Raw genomic sequence first — 24145 nt, forward strand, 5'->3', positions numbered from 1 at the left:
CCACTTTTAGTAAAACCAAACCTTAAACTCTCTAAAAAACCAAAAAAGAGCAGAATAATATCCCGCCCCTTCATTTCGCCATATAAAAATCCTCAAACAATGAAATAGAAATAACGATAACACCGGCCAAAAAGGATGCCAATGTAGCAATCCAGTGAAAGTAATTAAACGAAATGATAATAGCCACAAACATAACTACTAGCCAAAAAAATGCATATTTGATTCCCCTCACTCCTTTATCAAAACTCTCTTGCTTCCCGTTCTTCCCAAACGATTTCACTGTAGATATCTGCAAATGCCTTTATGGAGTTTCGTGCCTCTTCCAGGTTATTGTCCACCCCGCCAACTTCTAAAAGAATGGCACGGTTGGAGAGATCCTGATTGTACAAGCCGTTACCAGTTGATTTCCCTTTAGGAAAGACTCCTATGCTCAGTCCAGGATACTTTTCCTCAATAGAATGATGAATCCGTTCCGCAAATTCAAGATTTTGTTCATAGTTTTTGTGGGCAGTTCCCACTACGAACATAAGGCGAGCGTATTTCTTTCCTGCTATTTCCTCAGTTGTCTTATCTTTTCGAGCAGAGTCACGATGAATATCAATTAAATATTCCACATCACTATTAAATGTCATTGCAGCTTTCACTGTTTCTCTAGAATAATGATAGGAGTGGTTGTAATTCCATCCTCTTGCAGCAAGGTCCTTTGGAACGTTTCTCGTATCATGATTCGCTTTTATACCTTTATCCGCAAGTTCGTTTTTGAGCATTTTCCCAACTGCTATAACATTGGCCTCAGGATTATTACTCGTCGCATCATCCGGTTCGCTGACACCTCTCAAAAGCGGGAGATAAGATTCCCAACTATGAGACTGATAGATATGCACAACGGTTTCCTCCATCGATTTTTCCGGTGCAGGAGACGGCTCATCCTCTTTTTCGTCAACAAGTAGCATTTCCTCCGCAATTTCTCTTTCCTTTAACAATACTTCCATAGGGGCCACTGATTCAAACGGGATATCTGTATAATCAGTCCCTTTTCCTGCCACATAGAACTGAGTGTCATAAGCATAGAAACCAGGAATCTCATTTCCTAGAAAACTTCTGATATCATAGGGCTTTAAATTGGTTGCGAGTTCAAACGTTAACTCCAGTATCGGGAGCTTTGGAACCTCAACATCCTTACCTGTCAGATAATGATTTTGTGATTGAATGACATTTAGGTAAAGTTCAGTAGACTGTACCTTCCTCAATATATTTCCAATATACTCAGAGGAGAGTTTAGAAGATAAGACGCTTGTAATGGTGGAAATAACAATGAATAAGATCACCATGAATAGGACGGTATTATTAATGAAGAGAACAAATCCCGTTCGCTTAGTAGTTTCTATCTTTCTCCCCTCCTTTCTATCTAATTTGTATGCCTTATTGATAGATATTAGAAGGGCAAAATAAAAAGATGACTCTATTTCTAGAATCATCCGCTACTTTTACAACCATCGCAGAAATTAGAAGCACTATTAAAGTATTCCCTTCCACATGACACACACATGGAGGGACGCACGAACTTGCTGCCATAGATTTCATGATGTTTTTTTAATGATCGATTTAGAAAATAGAAGAAAATAGCGACAAGAACGGTAAAGCTGATAAAAAATACCCAGATCATCCCTAACACAACCTTAACCTTTTTTACTATATTCTACCATATCAAAGCTTTAAGAACCATAATCTCTTTACATCGCAACAATACTAAGATAATATATAAATCGTAATCATTACTATTTATGAATTAAAGGAGATTTCTAAAATGACGATAAAAAAAATACCTGTCACTGTTCTAAGCGGTTATTTAGGAGCCGGTAAAACGACCCTCTTAAATCATGTATTACATAATAGAGATGGATTGAAAGTGGCGGTCATTGTGAATGACATGAGTGAAGTGAACATTGATTCTGGCTTGGTACGGCAGGGTGGGAGCCTTTCTCGCACAGACGAAAAACTGGTGGAGATGTCCAATGGTTGCATATGCTGTACACTTCGTGAGGACTTGCTTGTAGAAGTGGAAAAACTGGCTACTGCCGGTGATATTGATTACATTTTAATTGAATCAACAGGAATAAGTGAACCGGTACCGGTTGCCCAAACTTTTTCTTATATTGATGAAGAGCTTGGCATTGATTTAACCAAGTTTTGCAGGCTGGATACGATGGTGACGGTTGTGGATGCTTATCGTTTCTGGCATGATTTTGAGTCTGGAGACAGCCTTTTAGACAGAAAAGAGGCAATGAGTGAGGAAGATACAAGGGAGATTGCAGATTTATTAATTGACCAAATTGAGTTTTGTGATGTACTTATTCTAAACAAATGTGACCTTGTATCAGAAGAAGAGCTGGAAAAGTTGGAGAAAGTTCTAAAAACACTCCAACCTGAGGCAACTATTATTAGATCTACAAATTCCAATGTTCCTCCAGCTTCTATATTGAACACTGGAAAATTCGATTTCGACAAAGCGAGTGCATCTGCTGGCTGGTTGAAGGAGCTTCAAGCTGGTCACCAACACCACACTCCAGAGACAGAAGAGTACGGAATCTCCTCCTTTGTTTATCAGCGTAGGCTACCTTTCCATTCTCAGCGTTTCAGTGAGTGGTATGCGTCTCTTCCTGAAGAAGTTGTAAGGGCCAAAGGGATCGTGTGGTGTGCTACTAGAAACAATGTAGCGCTTCTCTTTTCCCAAGCAGGGCCATCTGTTCAACTACAACCGGTATCCTATTGGGTAGCATCTCTTCCAAAATTGGAACAAGAAGTCGTGATAAAGGAAAATCCACACTTGTTAGAGGAATGGGATCCTGAATTCGGTGATAGAATGACAAAGCTTGTCCTGATTGGTGTGGATATGGACCGTGGGGAGCTGACAAGAGAGCTGGACAGCTGTCTATTGACTCCAGAAGAATTCGATCAAGATTGGTCTTCACTTCCTGATCCTTTTCCATGGACAGTTAACAAACAAACGGTATAACATCTTAAAGCACCTCATGAGGTGCTTTTTCTATTACCCTTCTGGTAAAATACAATACAATAATCAACTACTGGAGGTCCGTGATGCTCTATCTAGCTATATTTACCTTTCTGTTCTGGTTTGCTGTATGGCTGGATGCAAAGATAGGTATGAAGAAGATTGCAAAACTAGAACATGTAAAAGAAGATGAAAGTTTGCATAGTAGCGGTCCCCTTCTTTCCATCATCCTTGCTGGAAAAGATGAAGAGAAGCATATCGAAGCAAGTCTGCAGTCTCAATTTCAGCAAACGTATTCCAATATAGAATGGATTGTTGTGAACGACCGCTCCTCTGACCGGACTGGCACCATAATCGATCAAATGGCAAAAACGGAGCCAAGAATGAAGTGTATCCATATTAAACAACTTGAAGATGGTTGGCTCGGAAAAAATCATGCACTGTATAAAGGTTACCTTCAAAGCAAAGGCGAGTATATCCTTTTTACCGACGCAGACATCTTATTTGAAAAGGATACTCTCATAAAAGCAATAACCTACTACCAGAATAAGAGACTCGACCATTTAACCCTTGCTCCCAATTTAAAAGGAAACAGTTTCTGGACCAATGCATTCGTCTCCTTCTTTCTTTTTGGTTTTGGTTATTTTAAAAGACCGTGGAAATCTAATGATCCTAAAAGTAAGTCTGCCATTGGCATTGGAGCTTTCAACCTTTTATCTAGAGATGCTTATGAGGAGATCGGAACACATAAAAATATAAAAATGAGACCAGATGATGACTTGATGCTAGGCAGCCAGATCAAAGAGGCCGGAATGAAGCAACACTTAGCCCTTGCGCTGGACCACCTGCAAGTTGAATGGTACCCTGATCTGCGTTCGGCACTTATCGGTTTGGAGAAGAACACCTTTGCAGGACTCTTTTACAGCTACTTTATGGTGTTATTTGCCCTTAGCGGTTTATTTTTATCACAACTTTTCCCTTTTATCGCCTTGTTAATGACGACAGGAACCACTCAACTGATCTTCGCTTTCAGTATTTTAATGTTAGCTCTAGCTTACAACGAAACAGCAAACAAAATGGCAAAGGGAGCAAATATATATATAACCGTCTTCCCTATCACTGTCTTGCTTTTTATGTATAGTATCGCTCGGGCAACCATCCTCACTCTCCAGAGAGGCGGCATCATCTGGAGAGGGACATTCTACTCCATCAAACAACTTAAAAAGTGACGGGACTCCCCGTCACTTTAATAATGTCGCACAAGAAAAATCAATTTCAGCAACGGATATACCACAATTGCCATCGACAACTGGACATACAACACCATCTCCACCGAAATCCGCTCCATAATCAAAAGCAACACCGAACATACCACACTTGTAGCCATGAGAATGTAAGCAACATGTCCACTTTTCTGATTAATTTCAGCACGCTTCCTCTTCGTCGGACGGTAATGCCTTCTCATCACAGCACGGATAATTTCGGATAACCCTAGCAGAATGAACACCACAGGGATGTATTTCAGTTTCCCTGAATTATGTGCTTCCACAAGCAAAAATACTCCAAACAGCATTATAAGTATTGGCAAGCCAAAGGCTATAATTGGTTGATCAAATAAGGAATGCTCTTCTTTTTCCAAAACCGTCCCTCCCACCAAAAACACTAGTATGTACAGTTCCGCATCTAAACTAGAAGCAGTGATATATATGTTAAAATACAAAAGAAGAATCGTTACATTATATGCAACGATTACTAGGAAAAATGATAGATTCTTTATTTTACTTCTATTTCTTTTATGATTTGGGCTGGATTTCCTCCGACGACTACATTTGGAGGCACATCTTTCGTCACAACGGCACCAGATGCGACAACCACATTGTCCCCGATTGTGACTCCCGGATTAATAACGGCACTGCCGCCGATCCATACGTTGTTGCCTATTTTGACTGGAATTCCATATTCAGGTCCTTTGTTTCTTTCAACCGGATCGATAGGATGAGTTGCTGTGTATATATGTACACCTGGCGCAAGCATACAATTATCACCAAACTCCACTTTGCACACATCAAGTATGCAGCAGTCAAAGTTGGCGAAGAAGTTTTCCCCTACATGAATATTGTATCCATAGTCACAACGGAAGTTCGGTTCCAGGAAGACATTTTCTCCCGTGGATCCAAAAAGCTCTTTAAGCAGTGCTACTCTTCGGTCACTTTGCGTTTCTGAAGCTTCATTTATTAGTCTACTTAGTCTTCTTGCATTGGCTCTTTCCTTCGTTAACTCTGAATCCCATGGTTTGTATAACTCGCCAGCGAGCATTTTTTCTTTTTCAGAAATCACCTTTATTTACTCCTTCCATTGTTGAAACTTCTCTTATTATAAGGGTTTTGTTAATACTTGAAAAACTTCTTGCAAAAAATGTTCATAGTCGAAGCCTAAGGCGATGTGATGGTTACTCTCACTATCCACGTTCATATGACGGAAGTCAGCAAATGATTTCCCACGTGTTTTTCCTTCTACAACGACATGCACTTTTTTAGCCAAGTACTGCATCCTCTCTGGATGAGCAGCAGAATAAACTGTTAACAAATCATGAAATGGCGCACCTTCCATTCCTGGTACTAGTTTTGAATAGGCTTTTGCATAATAATTTATAATCGGAATGTACATTCCTTTAAATTTATTTTTAGTATAGTACTCAAGAGCCTCCGCATAATCATTCGTAATAATTGCCTTTTGAGTGACATTTAGAGGGGTAAGAAAAACTTTCTTACCGTGAGCTAATAAAAGATTGGCTGAGGTCGGGTCTCCGAAAAAATTTGCTTCGGCTACAGGGGTAACATTTCCAGGAACCATGAAAGCTCCGCCCATAATATGAAGCTCTTTTACTTCTCCCATTACTTCCCTGTTTAATAAAAAACATGCGGCTAAAGTGGTCGATCTACCTAGGTCGGCAATAACCAAATCTTTATTACGCTTAATGATATCAAATACCTCACCAAGGTTACGAATTCTAAAATGGTAGGACCCTTTCTTCACTTTTATAGGGCCAATACCGTCCTCTCCATGAATCTCAGGATAGTAGTTGGCAAGTTCTCCGGAGACCGGCATTTCTGCACCATTGAAAATGGGGATGTCCATCCTGCCAGCCAAATGCAAAATATGAGCTGCATTATAGGCAGCAGTGATCTTATCCACATTTCCGTAGCTGCATACAAGACCAAGTACTTCTATTTCGGGATGAAGTAGCGCATAGATTAAAGCCATCGCATCATCAATTCCAGGATCACAGAAAATAAGCAGCTTCATACATCATTCCTCCCAATATCCTATTATTGTAAAATATTAGGTGAGATGTAAAATTATGTGATTCAAAAGATGTATTTCTTCTACCCCTTTATACACGGGCCTCAAAACCTACATGAAATCAAAATAATACCGGATAACATGAAAGAAAATTGGAGCAGAATATGCAAGGCTATCCACTCTCGTTAAATAACTTTTCTTCAGCACAGCTGCTTTTTCATCATCACCCACTAACAGATCGCGCTTCAATACCGATACTGCCAAACTGCCTCCAAAACAAGCAACGCTAATTATTAAACCCGATAATAACCCGAACAACTCATTTAAAGGAGTCAAATAGGCAAACAGATTATAGGAAACTCCTGTTGTGACAAAAGTTGAAATGAGAAAGCCCTCCCAGGTGATGTTCGGGTTGGATGATGGAATAACCTTCTTTTTTCCAATATAAAGCGAAATCAAATATTGTATCACATCATGTAATTGGGTCAGCACAACCAAATATAAGACAAGGTTCGCACCATACTCCGGGGTTGCAACTTGATAGAAAGCCAGGTGACTCAGACCGAATACCATGAGCATCAATCCCCATTGTGTGGAGGAGACGGAGCGAAGGAAACCAACCGTTCCTTTCCCAAGTATTCTTGGAAGCGGTAAGAAAAGGAAAACATAAACTGGGATAAACACGATGAACATGCCGTACCATCCGATATAGATCCAATAAAACTGAATGGGAATAGAGAGATACGCCCATAAAAATAATTGCCTGTCAACCTTACGGGTTCGCAATATCGAGAAATACTCTTTTAATGAAAAAAAACATAAAAACATAAGGGCAAATAAAGATACCATTGGATGAAACAACGTCGCAATGCTAAATACTGCAAGCATACCCCACCACGTTTTTACCCGCACAGATAAATCTGAGAAATCCTTAGACGTTGTATTCCTTTTTACTATGTAAAAGATCGAACTAAACACACTTAATCCAAATGCAATAACCAATAATGTTATGACTGCCTCTTTCTCGAAAATAAACATAATAATCCCCCTATCTACCTATTATTATGAAATTAATGGTTAATTTTGGTCAAGAGAAATTATATAATATTTATAATAGTAGAAATAATTCTTTCAAAGGTGTGGGGAATGTTGGGAGATACATATGTATTCATATTACTTACTGATACTGGTACCTTATTTACCAAATCCATAAAGAAATACACGAAAGCCCCATATAACCATGTCTCTCTTTCATTTGACATTGAATTAAAGGAGTTATACAGCTTTGGTAGAAAACGACCAAGTAACCCTTTTAACGGCGGATTTGTTCGGGAAGATGTGGAGAATGGAACGTATAGAAAGTATCCGGGTACAACATGTGTGATATATAAAATGGCCGTAACTCAACGAGAAGTGGAAAAAATGAGGAGAATCATTGGGGTTTTTCAAAAGAAAGAAACAAAGTGGTTCTATAATTTGCTCGGCGTAATTGGCGTTTCAATAAACGAGCCGGTAGAAATAGACTCCAGTTATTTCTGTTCCCAGTTCGTCTCAGATGTTCTTCACCGCTCCGGTATCAAGTTATGGGATAAACTCCCCTCCCTAGTGACCCCTGATGATTTCAGGAAAAGCGACCGGCTAGAAAGGATTTACGAAGGTAAACTTTATGACTATCAACCTGTAAAATTGCGAATAATGTAAAAAAGGGAGGAAGCTTTATCTGGCTCCTCCCGCTCTTTTTTAGTAGCTGCCTTGCTGTTCCATTTGTTCAAGGTCTTCTTGTGTTATTTCCTGTGCATTATCAATGACTTCTTGAGGAACAGTAATTTCCCCTACTTCATCAAAGTTCGTTAATGTTGAATCCATCACTTGAATGCTTGACACCGTTTCCCCGTCAACATCCATTTCCATATCCATATTTAATAAAACCTTTGTTTGATAAAAGCTTTCTTTATCAATATGAACCAAATAACTTAATTGGTTAACTGTCATCATGGAGAGCATTTCTTGCATCATCTCCCCCATGCCGTCTCCCATCATACCGCCAAACATTCCAACCAATTCATTGAATTGTTCACCAGACCCTTCAAAGTTCAACACATAGTGATCTTCTTCTTCTGTCATTGTTATCTTATCAGTGTAGTCTTTCAGCATCTCCAACTGTTCTGCCGGATTTCCTTGCATTTCGGACATTGCGTTTAACTGAGCTGTAAATTCTTCCGGCATTTTATACCATTGTCCAGCCATGGAATCGTATACAAAGAAACCGTCTTCAGAGAAATACGATTCATTTTCCATGCCATCCATCATTCCATCAGCATCTTCAATGGATGTCACCTGATACATAGCCATTGGATTTAAAGACATATCAGTTGTCGTGGTGGTAACCATTTTAATAGTCTCTTCATTTGCCATAGAAATTTTCTGATCTGAGATCATTTCCATTGAATAGCTAGAAAGTCCAGCCATCGCTTCAGTGGATTTTTGTAGAACTTCCTCTGCAGTCAGGGCATGTTGTTCTTCTGTTTCTTCTGTCGCATCAACTTCTTCTACCTCAGTAGCCGAATTAGTTGTTCCCTCGTTAGTCATCTCTTCCGCTTCTGCATTCCCCTCAACATTCCCACTGGCCCCATTGGAGGAATTGCCGCAAGCTGTTAGTAACATGACAGCCAGGATTCCCACCAACACCAATTTCAAAGCTTTCACATAATCCTCTCCTATTCCCTTTTGTGTTTTATAGACTATTTTCTTTTACCCCTTTACAGGATAAAAATAACAGTAATAACAAAAAGTTATATTCTTCTAGTAAACTCTTTGTTTTCCTAATAATTATACGAGATGGGATGCTAGTAAGTTTCAGAAATGGGTATATTTAGTAGAATGTACCTAGTATATGAATGTCTATTTAATATTGCTTCCTTTTCCAGAGGGGATTCTGGCTTATAGAACGCTTCTATTAGACAGTTCTCCCTCTTCAGACACAGGTTCGGGCGAATAGAACGCTTCTATTAGACAGTTCTCCCTCTTCAGACGGAGTGTATGACGACCAATGAGGGTGAAAAAGCAGAGGAGACGTCGTCTTAGGAGGTGTATGACGACCGGTGAAGGTGAAAAAGCAGAGGAATGGTCGTCATAGGGAGTGTATGACGACCGGTGAAGGTGAAAAAGCAGAGGAGACGTCGTCTTAGGAGGTGTATGACGACCGGTGAAGGTGAAAAAGCAGAGGAATGGTCGTCATAGGAGGTGTATGACGACCGGTGAGGGTGAAAAAGCAGAGGAGACGTCGTCATAGGGAGTGTATGACGACCGGTGAAGGTGAAAAAGCAGAGGAGACGTCGTCATAGGGAGTGTATGACGACCGGTGAAGGTGAAAAAGCAGAGGAGCGGTCGTCATAGGGAGTGTATGACGACCGGTGAAGGTGAAAAAGCAGAGGAGACGTCGTCATAGGAGGTGTATGACGACCGGTGAAGGTGAAAAAGCAGAGGAGACGTCGTCATACGGAGTGTATGACGACCGGTGAGGGTGAAAAAGCAGAGGAGTGGTCGTCATAGGGAGTGTATGACGACCGGTGAAGGTGAAAAAGTAGAGGAGCGGTCGTCATAGGACGTGTATGACGACCGGTGAAGGTAAAAAAGCAGAGGAGACGTCGTCATAGGACGTGTATGACGACCGGTGAAGGTAAAAAAGCAGAGGAGACGTCGTCATAGGCGATTAATCCTTAGAACTCTTTGTAACTATTTTTATACATTAATATGGACTTGACTTTCAAACGGAGTTTCGGGCTTATAGAACCCTTCTATTAGACAGTTCTCCCTCTTCAGATACAGGTTCGGGCTTATAAACCTGACTATCAAATACATTTACACAGCAAAAAGCCATCAACCCTTTAAAAGAGATGATGGTCTTCTCCAATTTTAGTAGACTATTCTAGTTTGCTCATAATCACAAATCTCTTCCATATACATTTCGGTCAGGCCAATATCGTCCAGTCCTTTTAACAGCATCCGCTTCCGATATTCATCTGCTTCAAAATGGTACTTCACATCATCTCCAACACAAACCTCCTGGAACTCAAGATCCACCTCCAGTTCGAGAGTCTGATTAGAAGCTTTCTCAAAAAGCTCCTCCACCTCTGCTTCTTTTAACACAACCGGTAAGATTCCATTTTTAAAGCAGTTGTTATAAAAGATATCTGCAAAAGATGGTGCAATGACCACCTTGATTCCATAATCTTTCAAAGCCCATGGTGCGTGTTCACGAGAAGATCCACAGCCAAAATTCTTTCGTGCCAGAAGAATCGAAGCACCTTCGAATTTCGGGTCATTCATAATAAAGGAATGATTCTTTTCTCCACTTGCTTCAAAGCGCCAATCATAAAAGAGAAATTGACCAAATCCTGTTCGTTCTATTCTCTTCAAAAATTGCTTCGGAATAATTTGATCAGTATCGACGTTGGCTTTATCCAAGGGGATAACTTTTCCGATATGATTGATGAGTGCTTCCATTAGACCACCTCCTCTTTTTCATATCGCCATTCATTCACATTGACAAATCGGCCGCTAATCGCAGCAGCAGCGGCCATCGCAGGACTGACCAAATGCGTGCGGGCACCTCTTCCTTGTCTGCCTTCAAAATTGCGGTTAGAGGTAGAAGCGCATCTTTTCCCTGGAGGAACCACATCTGGATTCATACTGAGGCACATGCTGCACCCAGCTTCTCTCCATTCAAATCCCGCCTCTAAAAACACCTCGTGAAGCCCTTCTTCTTCAGCCTGTTTTTTCACCTGTTTGGAGCCCGGAACGACAAGCGCGGTAACTTGCGGTGAAACGGACCTTCCTTTTACCACTTCAGCAGCTTTCCGTAAATCTTCAATCCGTGAATTGGTACAGGAACCGATGAACACATAATCAATGGCAATATCAGAAATCTTCATACCAGGTGTCAGCCCCATATAGTCGATTGCTTGTGCGACAGATTTTCTTTCCCCTTCATTTTTATAAGTAGCAGGATCCGGCACCCTACCACTGATACTTGTACCCATTGAGGGATTTGTCCCCCATGTCACCTGAGGTTCTAAATTTGTAATGTCAAATTGGATTTCTTTATCATAAACCGCACCCTCATCTGAGCGTAATGCGTACCATTCCACTTCCGCCTTGTCGCGTTTCTCCCCGACAGGAGCATATTTCCTTCCTTTTAAATAGGAGAAAGTCGTTTCATCCGGTGCCACAAGTCCAGCGCGAGCACCTGCTTCAATAGCCATATTACAGATGGTCATGCGTTCCTCCATGGACATCTCTTCAATTACCTTACCAGTAAATTCAAGCACATACCCTGTGCCGAAATCCGTACCATATTTTGCGATTACCGCTAAGATGAGATCTTTGGCAGATACTCCTAGTGGCCTGAGACCCGTAAAATCAATTTTCAAAGTCTTAGGTTTTGACTGCCACAAGCATTGGGTGGCAAGGACATGTTCGACTTCACTTGTACCAATTCCAAATGCCAAGGCACCAAAAGCTCCATGAGTGGAGGTATGGCTGTCACCGCACACGATGGTTTTGCCTGGTAATGTCAAGCCTAGTTCAGGTCCGATTACATGGACAATTCCTTGTTCTGTACTGTGGAGGTCTGCAAGTCTAATTCCAAACTCTTTGCAATTTGCTTCAAGTGTCGTCATTTGCTTGGATGCGATTTCGTCTGTCACATGGAACGGGTTTATCGTTGGGACGTTATGGTCCATGGTTGCAAATGTTAGGTCTGGTTGTCTTACTTTTCTTCCTGATAGACGGAGTCCCTCGAATGCTTGAGGAGAGGTGACTTCGTGCACCAAGTGGAGGTCAATGTACAACAGACTTGGTTTGTTCTCCTCATTTACTACTATATGACGATCCCAGATTTTCTCGAATAGTGTTCTTGGCTGCATGTCACTCACCTTCCGATTTTCATAATTATCTCTGTTTAACTCCTTTCGATTTCCGTTCCAGGTGTTCGCTTTCCGCGGGACGATGCTTGAGCCTCCTCGGCTTCGCCTGCGGGGTCTCAACCAACCGTTACTCCCCCGCTGGAGTCTCACACCTTGCACTTCAATCTACAGGTGAATTCTTTTACTTTGTAACCTTGCTAGTTCTTTATCGGTGCTCTTAGGTAGCTTCTTACGGCTTCTCCCATTTGGACCGTTCCTAGGACGCGTTCCCATTCTGTGCCGATGTCATGGGTGCGGTAGCCTTCCTCTAGTGCAAGGTCTACTGCTTTTTCGACAGAGGCTGCTTCTTCCTCTAATCCGAGGGAATGCCTGAGTAGCATGGCCGCTGAAAGGATGGTAGCCAATGGATTGGCAATATTTTTGCCGGCTATATCAGGAGCAGTACCGTGGATCGGTTCGTAAAGGCCTGGACCCTCTACCCCGAGACTTGCGGAAGGCAACATGCCAAGGGAGCCCGTCAGCATGGAGGCTTCATCGCTTAATATGTCTCCAAACATGTTTTCTGTCACGATTACATCAAAATGCCGTGGATTTCTAACCAATTGCATGGCCGCATTGTCTACTAACATGTGGTCTAATTGAACATCTGGGTATTCTTTTGCAATCCGATTAGCCGTTTCCCTCCATAGCCTGCTGCTCTCCAACACATTTGCTTTATCAACAGATGTAAGTTTTTTCTTTCTTCCTTGCGCGACTTCAAATCCTTTTCGTATGATGCGATCGATTTCTTTTTCCGTATAGTGAAGGGTATCGATTACTTCAAGTCCATCCTTCCCTTGTCTTCTTTCACGGGGAGACCCAAAATAAATCCCTCCTGTCAGTTCCCTTACTATTAAGATATCTGTATCTAAAACCACTTCTCTTTTTAAGGGAGATGCATGGATTAGAGATTCAAAAAGTGAGACAGGGCGGAGATTGGCATAAAGTTTTAACTGTTTGCGAATTCCTAGCAATCCAGCTTCAGGCCTTCTTTCAGGAGTTTCTTGGTCCCATTTTGGACCGCCTACCGCTCCTAAAAGAACCGCGTGGCTGTTTTTACATATTTCCACCGTTTCTTGTGGAAGGGGAGTTCCTGTCTCATCGACAGCAACTCCCCCGATCTTGCCATAGTTAAACGTAAATGTATGCTGAAAGTTGTTAGCCACCTGCTCTAATACAAGGACAGCTTCCCTTGTCACTTCCGGGCCGATTCCGTCACCAGGCAGGACGCTGATGGTAAACTGACTCATCCTACCTCCACCCCTTTCGCTGAGTATCTGGAAAATTTTTCTTTTATAGATAAGCGATTAACTGCATCCAAATAGGCTTTTGCGGAAGCCTCCAGGACATCATGCTCAATTCCTCTTCCACTTGATACTTCACCTTCACAGTTTATTTTCACATACACCTCTGCAAGTGCGTCACTACCGTATGTGGTAGATTGAATGCGATAGTCTAGTAGAGATATTTCTTTTTGTAAAATCCTAGAGATTGTATTATAAACAGATTCCACGCTTCCTTTTCCTGTAGCAGATTCTTGGAGCACCTCTCCATCTTCCGTTTTAATGGCAATAGTGGTCGTTGGAATAATATTGGAGCCGTAAGAGATTTGTAGGGTTTCCATTCGGTAATGCGGGAAAAGTCCCTTTACGGTTGAATCCATCATCAAGGCAAAAATATCGTCCTCGGTTACTTCTTTCTTTTTCACCGTAAGATCCTTGAATGCTTTAAACAGCTTTTTTCCTTCTTCTTCGTTTAAGAATAGTCCCAGTTCCTCGCATCTTTGCTTAAAGGCATGACTGCCGGAATGCTTGCCAAGAACCATTTTGTTTGAATGTAGCCCGACCATCTCGGGATTGATCACTTCATAGGTACTCTTGTTTTTCAATACCCCATCCTGATGGATTCCTGATTCGTGGGCAAAGGCGTTAGCTCCTACGACCGCTTTATTTTGCGGAACAATCATACCGGTCAGTTTGCTGACAAGATTGCTAGTTCTGACCGTTTGTTTTAAATCAATATTTGTTTCCACCTCATACACGTCTTTTCTTATTTGAAGGGCAACTATAATTTCTTCCAAGGAAGCATTTCCTGCTCGTTCCCCAATTCCATTAATGGTTCCTTCAATTTGGTCTACCCCGCTTTGGATGGCTGCCAATGAATTGGAAACGGCCATTCCAAGGTCGTCGTGGCAATGGGCAGAAAGTTTAACTTTGTGGATATTCGGCACATGTTCGCGAATATATGTGAATAGTTGAGCATACTCTAGTGGAGTCGTGTAGCCTACCGTGTCAGGAAGATTGATGACATTTGCCCCTGCATCAATAACTTTTTCTATAATATGAGCCAAGAACGGCCATTCGCTTCTTGTTGCATCTTCAGCAGACCACTGAACATGATCGAAAAAACGTTTTGCGTATTCAACTGCCTGGACGGCAGCTTCCACCACTTCTTTCGGCTTTTTTTTCAATTTGTATTCCATATGGATCGGAGAGGTTGCTAAAAATACATGGATCCCATTTATTTCAGCATCCTTTACCGCTTCATAGACGGCATCAATATCCGATTTTACGGAACGGGCAAGACCGACAACTCTTGACTTTTTGATGGTTCTGGCAATTTGTTGAACTGCTTGGAAGTCCCCGTAGGAGGAAGCAGGAAATCCTGCCTCCATCACATCTACTCCATATTTTTCTAATTGAATCGCTATTTCTAATTTTTCGTGTGGATGAAGATTCACTCCAGCTGACTGTTCACCGTCTCTTAGGGTTGTATCAAATATGTCAACCTTTCGCACTGCCAACGACTCCTTTCTTCTTCGATTGGATGAATGGCATTTTCGCGCGGAGCTCCCTTCCTACCACTTCGAGTGGGTGTTGTTTTTCTTGTTCATTAATAGAGTGGAACATTGGGCGGTTTGCCTGGTTTTCCAGTACCCAGCCTTTTGCAAATTGTCCTGACTGAATTTCAGAAAGAATTTTTCTCATTTCATCCTTTGTACCGTCATTGACCACTCTTGGTCCTGCGGTAAAATCTCCCCACTGAGCTGTATCCGATATAGAGTAGCGCATTCCTTCTAATCCATTTTCATATAAAAGATCGACGATTAATTTAAGCTCATGCAGGCATTCGAAGTAGGCGACTTCCGGCTGGTAGCCTGCTTCCACTAACGTTTCAAATCCTGCTTTCACTAAAGCTGTTGTTCCTCCACAAAGTACAGCTTGTTCTCCAAAAAGATCTGTTTCTGTTTCTTCTTTAAAAGTGGTTTCCATTACGGCTGCTCTTCCGGCACCAACTGCCTTACTGTAAGCCAATGCCACCTCTTTTGCTTCCCCTGATGCATTTTGTTGGACTGCAAAAAGTGCAGGTACACCGCCACCTTCTTCGTATACGCGTCTCACTAAGTGGCCAGGCCCTTTGGGTGCGACTAAGAATACATCCACGTCTTTTGGAGGCACCACTTGATGGAAATGAACATTGAAGCCATGGGCAAATGCCAATGCTTTTCCTTCTGTTAAATGTGGTTCTATTTCTTGTTTGTATACTTCCGGTTGCCTCTCGTCAGGTAGTAACACCATTACAACATCTGCTTGTGCGACTGCTTCTCCCACGGAGTATACTTGGAATCCGTCTTCTTTTGCTTTATCCCAAGAGCCACCGGGTCGAACGCCCACTACTACTTCTACGCCGCTATCACGTAAGTTTTGTGCGTGCGCATGGCCTTGGGATCCGTAACCTACTACTGCTACCTTTTTTCCGTTCAATGCTGCTTGGGAGATGTCGTCGTTATAATACATGTTTGCTGCCATTTAAATTCCTCCTTGGAAAATATAAGTATTTGAACGAACTCCCGTTGACTTTCGTTCCAGGCGTTCGCTTATCCAGTGGACGGTGCTTGAGCCTCCTCACAACGCTTCAGGGGTCTCAACCAACCGTTATTCCCCCGCTGGAGTCTCACGCCTTGCACTACAGTCAACAGGTCATACCACTCTAACTTTAAGAATATTCCGTTAATTTGTTAGAGCAATTTGCTCGGATATATCGGTGATTTGGATGACGTCAATTTGTTTGTCTAGTTGGAGCTTTATTTTCTCCACTTCTTGTTCCTCGACCACGTTAACAACGATGGTCATGAGTGAAATCGAGGATTCATTGACAGGTGCTACTGCCAGGCTTTCAATGTTCAATCCCTTTCTCAAAAAAAGATTGGTCAATCGATTCAAAACTCCAAGTTGGTTGTTTACTAGGAGCGACAATGTACGCTTCATGGCTTCACACCTTCCATTTGTTGAATTCCTTTTCCAGGAGCTATCATCGGATACACATTTTCCATTGGAGTCACCCGACAATCTAATAGATAGGGCTCATCTGTAACAAGTGCTTCAGTGAATGCTGCTTTGAATTCTTCTTCATTTTGGACTACTGCCGCCTTGATTCCAAAAGCATCGGACAATTTTACATAATCAGGTTGGTTCGGGAGTAAGGATTCTGAGTATCTCTCTTTATAAAAGAGTTGCTGCCATTGTCGTACCATTCCCATAGATTGATTGTTTACGAGTACTACTTTTACCGGAAGTTTGTATTCTTTTAGGACAGCCAGCTCCTGCAGTGTCATTTGGAACCCAGCATCACCAAGGACTGCTACAACTGTAGTTGGCCGTTCCGCCACCTGCGCGCCGATTGCTGCCGGTAATCCGAAGCCCATGGTTCCGAGTCCTCCTGAGGTAACCCAGCGATCCGGTTTTTCAAATCCATGAAATTGCGCTGCCCACATTTGATGCTGCCCAACGTCTGTTGTGACAATCGCTTCTCCTTTTGTAAGTTCATGAACAAGTTCTACAAGCTTTTGAGGCTTGAATGTTTCTCCATCTTCTACATACCATAGTGGATAATCTTCTTTAGATTGCAAGAGTTGCTCCAGCCAACTACTTGTATCCGCCGTTTCTGTTATTTCCTTTATTAGTAATTGAAGTGACTTTGCTGCATCCCCGATAACAGGATAATCAGTCGGGACATTTTTGCCGATTTCGGATGGATCAATATCAAAATGAACCACTTTTGCAAACTTAGCGAACTCTTGCAAGTTACCTGTTAGTCTGTCATCGAACCTTGCTCCGATATTGATTATAAAATCCGCTTCATACAAGGCCATATTTGCCGTATACGTTCCGTGCATGCCAGCCATCCCAAGAAAAAGTGGATGGTCTGCCGGAAAGCCTCCAAGTCCAAGTAATGTATTAACTACAGGGATTGTCGTTTTAGCAACCAGTTCCTTCAATTCATTCGTTGCTTTACTGTGGAGAACGCCTGCGCCAGCTAGAATGATGGGCTTTTCCGCTTTCTTCAAAGCCTGTGCTACTTTTTTAATCGCCTGCGGATCCGGCTCTGTTTGGAGCTTATAACCGGGAAGGTGCACTTCTTTTGAATAGTCGTAAATACCTGAAGCGGCAGTGATGTCTTTTGGAATATCGATCAATACCGGTCCTGGTCGTCCAGTGGATGCAATGTGGAACGCTTCTTTAAAAATTCTTGGGAGGTCTTGGACATCCTGGACCTGAAAATTATGTTTGGTAATTGGCATCGAAATTCCTAAAATCGGTGCTTCTTGAAAGGCGTCTGACCCAAGGACCTGTGAATTAACCTGACCTGTAATCACGACTAGTGGCAGGGAATCTATCATGGCATCCGCAAGGCCAGTGACGATGTTGGTGGCACCGGGACCGGAAGTGGCAATGACCACTCCAGGTTTTCCAGAAACCCTTGCATACCCTTCTGCTGCATGGATCGCTCCTTGTTCATGTCGGGTTAAAAGATGCGGGATACCACCGTCATATAATGCGTCATAAATGTTTAGTACAGCGCCACCGGGATAGCCGAATATTACCTCGACTTTTTCTTCTTTTAATGCCTCGACAATCATACGTGAACCTGTCAGCAGCTTTTTTGCCACCTTTGTTCCGCTCTTTTCAACTGTACTCATTCGTTCTCCACCTCCTTGTGTTCGGTGCTATACTTTTAGGATTCCTCCAGTATTAGCTGACGTTACAAGTGCTGCATATCTTGCAAGGTAACCACTTTTCACTTTTGATTCTGGTCGTTGCCAGTTCTTTTTTCTCGCTTCTAATTCTTCCGTCTCAACCAATAAATGTATGGTTCGTTTTGGTAAGTCTATCTGAATGATATCGCCATTTTCCACAAATGCGATTGGACCGCCTTCTGCGGCTTCAGGAGAGATATGTCCAATAGAGATACCCCTTGAGGCACCAGAGAACCTGCCATCTGTAATGAGGGCTACTTTAGTGGATAATCCTCTCCCAGCAATAGAGGAAGTTGGTGCAAGCATCTCAGGCATTCCTGGTCCGCCTTTTGGCCCTTCATACCTGATGACTACTACATGCCCTTCTCGGACTTGACCACTATTAATTCCTTCCTGGGCCTCATCTTGTGATTCAAAAATGATGGCCTCTCCTGTAAACGTTTTGATAGATGGATCTACTGCTCCAACCTTTATTACACTTCCATTTGGTGCAAGGTTTCCGAATAGAATACTTAACCCACCGACAGGACTATATGGATTATCTTTTTTCCTGATGACCTGGTCATTTAAGATCTGTGCATGATCTACCACTTCTTGAATGGATTGACCGGAGATGGTGAGACGATCAGGATGGATGGCACCTTCAATTTGGCAAAGTTCCTTGATGATGGCACTTACGCCACCTGCCTCATGGACATCCTGCATAGAGTAATCTGATGCCGGACTTACTTTGCATAGATAAGGGATCCTTTCTGCGATTTTATTAATGTCTTCTAATTTGTACTCGATTCCAGCTTCATGTGCGATGGCAAGGGTATGTAGAACGGTATTGGTCGATCCGCCCATTGCCATGTCGAGTGCAAAAGCGTCGTCGATTGCTTCTTTAGTGATGATATCTCTAGGTCTTACATCTTCTTCGATTTGTCTCATAAGATGTTTTGCAGCATCTTTGATCAGTTGGTGGCGCTCATTGGAGGTTGCCACCATGGTACCGTTACCAGGGAGTGCCACTCCTAGCATTTCCATTAACGTATTCATGGAGTTTGCAGTAAACATTCCGGAGCAAGAGCCGCATGTTGGACAAGCACTCGATTCAATTTCGAGTAGTTCTTCACGGGACATTTTTCCGGAAAGGACACTTCCAACTCCTTCAAAAACGGATACAAGTGATAGTGGCCTGCCATCTTTTGTTCTACCGGCTTCCATTGGTCCACCGGATACAAATACTGCAGGGACATTGGTTCTGGCCGCTGCCATCAGCATGCCTGGTGTGATCTTGTCACAGTTCGGGATGTAAAACACGCCGTCAAACCAGTGGGCGTTGATGACAGTTTCTGCTGAGTCTGCAATCAGCTCCCGACTTGGTAGCGAATAACGCATTCCGATATGTCCCATCGCAATTCCGTCATCCACCCCGATTGTATTAAACTCGAAAGGAACGCCACCAGCTTCCCTGATTGCTTCCTTTACCACTTCTGCAAATTTATTTAAATGCATATGCCCCGGAATAATATCCACATAAGAGTTACAGACGCCGATGAACGGCTTATCCATATCCTCCGGCTTTACCCCAGCAGCATGCAACAAACTTCTATGTGGTGCTCTGTCAATTCCCCTCTTGATCGTATTACTTCTCATCGATTGCTTCACTCCTTTAGAAGGGACCTTGACGATTTACTAGTGATGACAGGTCCCCTTTTTAATGCTTTAACGTAGTGAGGGTGAGACCCCTCTTTGATACTTTAACGTATTGATAATAAACAATTTTTCTCCTGTTTCTCCAGTTGCCTGTAGTGCAAGGTATGAGACTCCGGCGGGAGGTAGCGGTAGACTTGAGACCCCGCAACGAAGTGAGGAGGCTCAAGTACCGCCCCGCGGAAAGCGAATACCTGGAACGGAAGGTAACTGATGTTAACAAGTTTTCTTTATTAATGATTCAACGCTTCACCCAACAGCACTCCGCCGTTGATTTCCCAGCCTACTTGAGTTTCTTCTGGGTAGACTTTGTGGCCGTCTTCTACAACTAACTGGCGGAAGCGGTTTAGAATTTTGTGGGTTTCTTTACCTGGTTTTCCGTCTGCGATTTTCCTTGCATCAAGACTGATAACCGGGATTACCTCTGCTGCAGTTCCTGTTAAGAACACTTCGTCAGCTACGTACACATCATGCCTTGTAAACGGTTCTTCTCGGACATCATATCCCATTTCATTAGCGAGATCGATGATGGCATTTCGCGTGATACCTTCCAGTGCTCCAACATAACTTGGCGGAGTTAATAGTTTGTTGCCCTTTAGGATAAAGATGTTCTGTCCAGATCCTTCTGCAACATACCCTTCTGTGTTAAGCGTAAGGGCTTCATTGGCACCAGCCATATTTGCCTCAGCTTTTACCATGATGTTATTCAAGTAGTTAAGTGATTTTACTTTAGGACTTAAGATATCCGGACGGTTTCTTCTAGTAGGAACGGTTACCATCGTAATGCCTACGTCATAGAGTTCTTTAGGGAATAATGCCAGTTGCTCAGCAATGACAATCAGGTTTGGAGTTTTGCATTTTGTGGGATCTAAACCGAGATCGCCGACTCCTCTTGATAGGACCAGTCGAATATAGGCCGTATCATGCAATTTGTTCTTTCTGAGAGTCTCAACGATAATATCCTCAAGTTCAGACATGGTATAGGGGACGTCCAATAGTACAGACCTTGCAGAATCATATAATCTTTCAAGATGTTCGCGAAGACGGAATACATTTCCGTTGTACATTCGGATTCCTTCAAAAACGCCATCGCCATATAGGAATCCGTGATCATATACAGATACAACTGCCTTCTCTTTTTCTACTAGCTGCCCATTCATATAGATGTATCTACACATAACTAATCTCCTCTTTCCACTTTTTATTGTTTGAATATTCTGACATATAACAGTTTAAAAGTTGCCCCTTGGTCAGGTTGAATAAACGTTAAACGTTCATCAGAACCTATCCGTAGAGGCTTTTTTCCTCGCGGTGTACACCATCTGTCAAGATCGTGCTGGTATCGCTCGGACCAGACATGATTGGAAAATTCGGCTGATATTGCAAAGATTATTCTTTCTTGCACTACCACTTTACTTTCCTGAAATCACCGGAACCCTAGACACCCTTCTGATAAGGGAAATGTTATTTCTTTTATCAATGTTTCTTTGAGTTGATGTTATTTTAATACCGTCGATACAGGCAGTCAACACCTAATTTCAGATAATTCAAATTTTACAGACAATATAAAAACGCTTTCATTTTTGTCCTATAAACAAAGAAAACGCTTACAAATGTTTGTTAAATTTTTTTACATACCCTTCTTTTTTTCTCTCAAAACATAAAAAAAGAACGAGTTACCCCGCTCTTTTCTAAGACAATCTAACATTATATCAATAAATTAAATAACTGTTTGTCTTTATTTATTTCGATATAGGTAAATCCTTTCTTTTCCATACGGTCAATAATAGCAAAATAATCGTCTGGCTTGCGAAGTTCGACGCCGACCAACACCGGACCCTTGTCTCGGTTATTTTTCTTTGTGTACTCAAATCGTGTAATATCGTCTGTGTCTCCCAAAACATCCTCCATAAATTCGCGCAATGCTCCTGCACGCTGAGGGAAGTTGACAATAAAATAGTGCTTAAGCCCTTCATAGATCAAGGACCTTTCTTTCATTTCTTGCATCCGGTCTAAATCATTGTTGCCTCCGCTCACAATACAGACTACCGTCTTACCGGCGATCTCATCCTTATAAAAATCTAGTGCAGCAATAGACAAAGCTCCTGCCGGCTCGGCAATAATGGCATTCTCGTTATACAAATTTAGGATAGTAGTACAGACCTTCCCTTCTGGTACCAACACCACATCATCTACGAGGTCTTTGGTCATTTCAAACGGCAGCTCTCCTACCTGTTTCACAGCCGCTCCATCTACAAAGCTATCAATCTCATTTAATCTTACCACTTTATTCTGAGCCAATGATTGCTTCATACCTGGAGCACCGAACGGTTCCACACCAATCAATTTTGTATCGGGACGCTTTTCTTTCAGATAGGATCCCACACCTGAGATCAGTCCCCCACCGCCTATACTCATAAACACATGAGAACACTCTTCCTGCAATTGCTCAGAAATTTCCATGCCCACTGTTGCCTGTCCGGTGATGGTTAACCTGTCGTCAAATGGGTGGATAAATTTCATCTCTTCCATTTCACATACTCTCATCGCTTGCTGATAGGAATCGTCGTATGTGTCGCCCGTAAGAACAACTTCTGTAAATTCGCCCCCAAAAAACTCTACTCGTGACACTTTTTGTCTTGGTGTAGTAGTTGGCATAAAAATCTTGCCTTTTATTCCGAGCTTTTTGCAAGCATAGGCAACTCCTTGTGCATGGTTACCTGCACTCGCACACACGACCCCTTTTTCTCGTTGTTCCTCTGTTAAACTATGAACCGAATAGTAAGCTCCTCTAATCTTAAAGGATCTTACCACCTGTTGATCTTCCCGTTTCAGATAGACTTTACAGTTATATCGTTCTGAGAGGATAGTATCCAACTGTAGCGGGGTTCTGACAACCACATCCTTCAGTACCTCATAAGCACGCTCCACTTCTTCTGATGTCACTCTTGTCTGTAATGCTTTTGCCAATCTTACCGCTCCTTTCTTTTAACGAAAAATGAATATTGTGAATTATTGTACAACAAGTTGTTTTAAAAAGTCACGATGAATTTTCCGCTCGTACATAAATAAAAAGCATTCGACATCTTTACCTCGTTGTCGAATGCTCTGCTAACACTTTATCAAATTTCTCTTGTCGCTCGGATTTTTTCATTCTCGGACAGGTATAACATAAGTGCCCTCCCTCTGTTTGATAAGCAAGACAACAAGAAGGTTTCAAAGGCATCGGATCATTTAAATCCCAAGGATTATCAATAAATATTAGTTTTTTTGCATAGGGATGTTTTGCCGTATTCATTCCCATGCAAGATAAAGGATTTCCACCCTTAAACTTTTCCACGTTTTTTTCATATTGTAACTTATATTTTTCAGGAAGACTAGAATGCTTCATCCGGTCTGAAATCCAATAAAGACTATGAGTTGCCTGGTACCACATATGTAAAAGATGGTTGCTATCTGACTTAGAGTGCATTTGCTTATATACGGGATTCATAATATCTTTATAAAATTCTTCTACCCACTCTCTGTCCCCTTTTTCATCTATATCTTCCGAATGAACGACAAATGAAATCAGTATCGTTCCACGTTGATTTTTATATAATTGCAGTTTAATATTTTCTGGGGTGACCTTCCATCCATCCGAAGATAAGAAATGCATAGACCCACATAAATATCCAAACCAGCCTGCAAGATACATGACAGTAACGTCCTTTGTCGTTGCTTTAATTCCCTCACCGTAAATGTCCAATAATTTTTGTAGAATTTCTGGATCGCCCAACTCACTTATCCGACATTCCCAGACAACATCCACTTTTTCTTGGTTCGACATATAAAAGAAACATGTCATCTGGTCCCAAGTCCACCATTGTTTTTTAAGCTCCATCCTCTCCCTCCTTTTATAAAAGGCTCTGTTAAACACCGCTGTTGATTTCCGCACTAGGCTTCGCTTTCCTAGGGGCGTTTGGGGAGCCCTCTTCGGAAAAACGCCTGCGGGGTCTCCCCTAAACGCTATCTCCCTAAGGAGTCTTCGCCTATTGCTCCAATCAACAGCTAGGTTGCTGAAAAAATCAACAGTATGCTTTAACAGAGCCGTATTAAAAGAAGGCTGACAGCATATGTCAACCTTCCCTA

General features: G+C 42.1%; 20 protein-coding genes. 3 read left to right on the forward strand and 17 right to left on the reverse strand.

Annotated elements, in window-relative coordinates; genetic code table 11:
- Positions 1 to 239: 239 nt before the first annotated feature.
- Positions 240 to 1478 (reverse strand): stage II sporulation protein P, encoded by a 1239-nt coding sequence (gene spoIIP, locus HC179_RS20495; RefSeq protein WP_240948603.1) that lies wholly within the window; start codon positions 1476 to 1478, stop codon positions 240 to 242.
- A gap of 335 nt (positions 1479 to 1813) precedes the next feature.
- Between spoIIP and HC179_RS20500 the strand changes: the two genes are divergently transcribed.
- Entirely contained in the window at positions 1814 to 3016 is a 1203-nt protein-coding gene (locus tag HC179_RS20500) for a GTP-binding protein (RefSeq protein WP_168866113.1), read from the forward strand.
- Positions 3017 to 3099: 83 nt separating this feature from the next.
- Positions 3100 to 4242: a glycosyltransferase family 2 protein gene (locus HC179_RS20505; RefSeq protein WP_168866044.1), complete on the forward strand. Its 1143-nt coding sequence runs from the start codon at positions 3100 to 3102 to the stop codon at positions 4240 to 4242.
- 17 nt (positions 4243 to 4259) lie between these two features.
- Here HC179_RS20505 and HC179_RS20510 read toward each other — a convergent pair whose 3' ends face one another.
- The 4 genes from HC179_RS20510 to HC179_RS20525 all read right to left on the reverse strand — a co-directional run bounded on the left by HC179_RS20510 (position 4260) and on the right by HC179_RS20525 (position 7354).
- Positions 4260 to 4652 carry a hypothetical protein gene (locus tag HC179_RS20510; RefSeq protein ID WP_168866045.1) on the reverse strand — a complete coding sequence of 131 codons (393 nt, stop codon included), beginning with the start codon at positions 4650 to 4652 and terminating at the stop codon, positions 4260 to 4262.
- Positions 4653 to 4786: 134 nt separating this feature from the next.
- The gene (locus tag HC179_RS20515) at positions 4787 to 5350 is read right to left on the reverse strand and encodes a maltose acetyltransferase domain-containing protein (protein WP_168866046.1); all 564 of its coding nucleotides are present in this window, start codon (positions 5348 to 5350) and stop codon (positions 4787 to 4789) included.
- Positions 5351 to 5386: 36 nt separating this feature from the next.
- Entirely contained in the window at positions 5387 to 6319 is a 933-nt protein-coding gene (locus HC179_RS20520) for a nucleoside hydrolase (protein ID WP_168866047.1), read from the reverse strand.
- Positions 6320 to 6427: 108 nt separating this feature from the next.
- The gene (locus tag HC179_RS20525) at positions 6428 to 7354 is read right to left on the reverse strand and encodes a phosphatidate cytidylyltransferase (protein ID WP_168866048.1); all 927 of its coding nucleotides are present in this window, start codon (positions 7352 to 7354) and stop codon (positions 6428 to 6430) included.
- A gap of 108 nt (positions 7355 to 7462) precedes the next feature.
- Between HC179_RS20525 and HC179_RS20530 the strand changes: the two genes are divergently transcribed.
- A complete protein-coding gene (locus HC179_RS20530) occupies positions 7463 to 8017 on the forward strand; it encodes a C40 family peptidase (protein WP_168866049.1) in 555 nt (184 codons plus the stop codon).
- 39 nt (positions 8018 to 8056) lie between these two features.
- On the opposite strand, the gene HC179_RS20535 is transcribed toward HC179_RS20530, so the two are convergent.
- From HC179_RS20535 to HC179_RS20590, 12 genes are all read right to left on the reverse strand, one after another.
- Positions 8057 to 9022, reverse strand: a complete 966-nt coding sequence (locus HC179_RS20535; RefSeq protein WP_168866050.1) for a DUF6612 family protein — start codon at positions 9020 to 9022, stop codon at positions 8057 to 8059.
- Positions 9023 to 10231: 1209 nt separating this feature from the next.
- Positions 10232 to 10822 (reverse strand): 3-isopropylmalate dehydratase small subunit, encoded by a 591-nt coding sequence (gene leuD, locus HC179_RS20540; protein ID WP_168866051.1) that lies wholly within the window; start codon positions 10820 to 10822, stop codon positions 10232 to 10234.
- Positions 10822 to 12243 carry a 3-isopropylmalate dehydratase large subunit gene (gene leuC, locus HC179_RS20545; RefSeq protein ID WP_168866052.1) on the reverse strand — a complete coding sequence of 474 codons (1422 nt, stop codon included), beginning with the start codon at positions 12241 to 12243 and terminating at the stop codon, positions 10822 to 10824. Before leuC ends, leuD begins: the two co-directional genes overlap by 1 nt.
- Positions 12244 to 12440: 197 nt before the next feature.
- Positions 12441 to 13532 (reverse strand): 3-isopropylmalate dehydrogenase, encoded by a 1092-nt coding sequence (gene leuB, locus HC179_RS20550; protein WP_168866053.1) that lies wholly within the window; start codon positions 13530 to 13532, stop codon positions 12441 to 12443.
- Positions 13529 to 15079 (reverse strand): 2-isopropylmalate synthase, encoded by a 1551-nt coding sequence (locus HC179_RS20555; protein ID WP_168866054.1) that lies wholly within the window; start codon positions 15077 to 15079, stop codon positions 13529 to 13531. The genes leuB and HC179_RS20555 overlap by 4 nt, the downstream gene beginning before the upstream one ends.
- Positions 15066 to 16091 (reverse strand): ketol-acid reductoisomerase, encoded by a 1026-nt coding sequence (ilvC, locus tag HC179_RS20560; protein ID WP_168866055.1) that lies wholly within the window; start codon positions 16089 to 16091, stop codon positions 15066 to 15068. The genes HC179_RS20555 and ilvC overlap by 14 nt, the downstream gene beginning before the upstream one ends.
- Positions 16092 to 16292: 201 nt before the next feature.
- Positions 16293 to 16550, reverse strand: coding sequence for an acetolactate synthase small subunit (gene ilvN, locus HC179_RS20565; RefSeq protein WP_010192589.1), 258 nt, complete (start codon positions 16548 to 16550; stop codon positions 16293 to 16295).
- A complete protein-coding gene (ilvB, locus tag HC179_RS20570) occupies positions 16547 to 18262 on the reverse strand; it encodes an acetolactate synthase large subunit (protein ID WP_168866056.1) in 1716 nt (571 codons plus the stop codon). Before ilvB ends, ilvN begins: the two co-directional genes overlap by 4 nt.
- Before the next feature lie 27 nt (positions 18263 to 18289).
- Complete coding sequence (gene ilvD / locus HC179_RS20575; RefSeq protein ID WP_168866057.1) at positions 18290 to 19957, reverse strand: dihydroxy-acid dehydratase; 1668 nt, start codon at positions 19955 to 19957, stop codon at positions 18290 to 18292.
- A gap of 290 nt (positions 19958 to 20247) precedes the next feature.
- A complete protein-coding gene (gene ilvE, locus HC179_RS20580; protein ID WP_168866058.1) occupies positions 20248 to 21192 on the reverse strand; it encodes a branched-chain-amino-acid transaminase in 945 nt (314 codons plus the stop codon).
- Between the two features lie 529 nt (positions 21193 to 21721).
- A complete protein-coding gene (ilvA, locus tag HC179_RS20585; protein ID WP_168866059.1) occupies positions 21722 to 22984 on the reverse strand; it encodes a threonine ammonia-lyase IlvA in 1263 nt (420 codons plus the stop codon).
- A 118-nt stretch (positions 22985 to 23102) separates the two neighbouring features.
- Complete coding sequence (locus tag HC179_RS20590; protein WP_168866060.1) at positions 23103 to 23897, reverse strand: (2Fe-2S)-binding protein; 795 nt, start codon at positions 23895 to 23897, stop codon at positions 23103 to 23105.
- Positions 23898 to 24145: the final 248 nt, after the last annotated feature.

It is taken from the genome of Bacillus sp. RO1, assembly GCF_012524115.1.
Classification (GTDB): Bacteria; Bacillota; Bacilli; order Bacillales; family Bacillaceae_I; genus Sutcliffiella_A.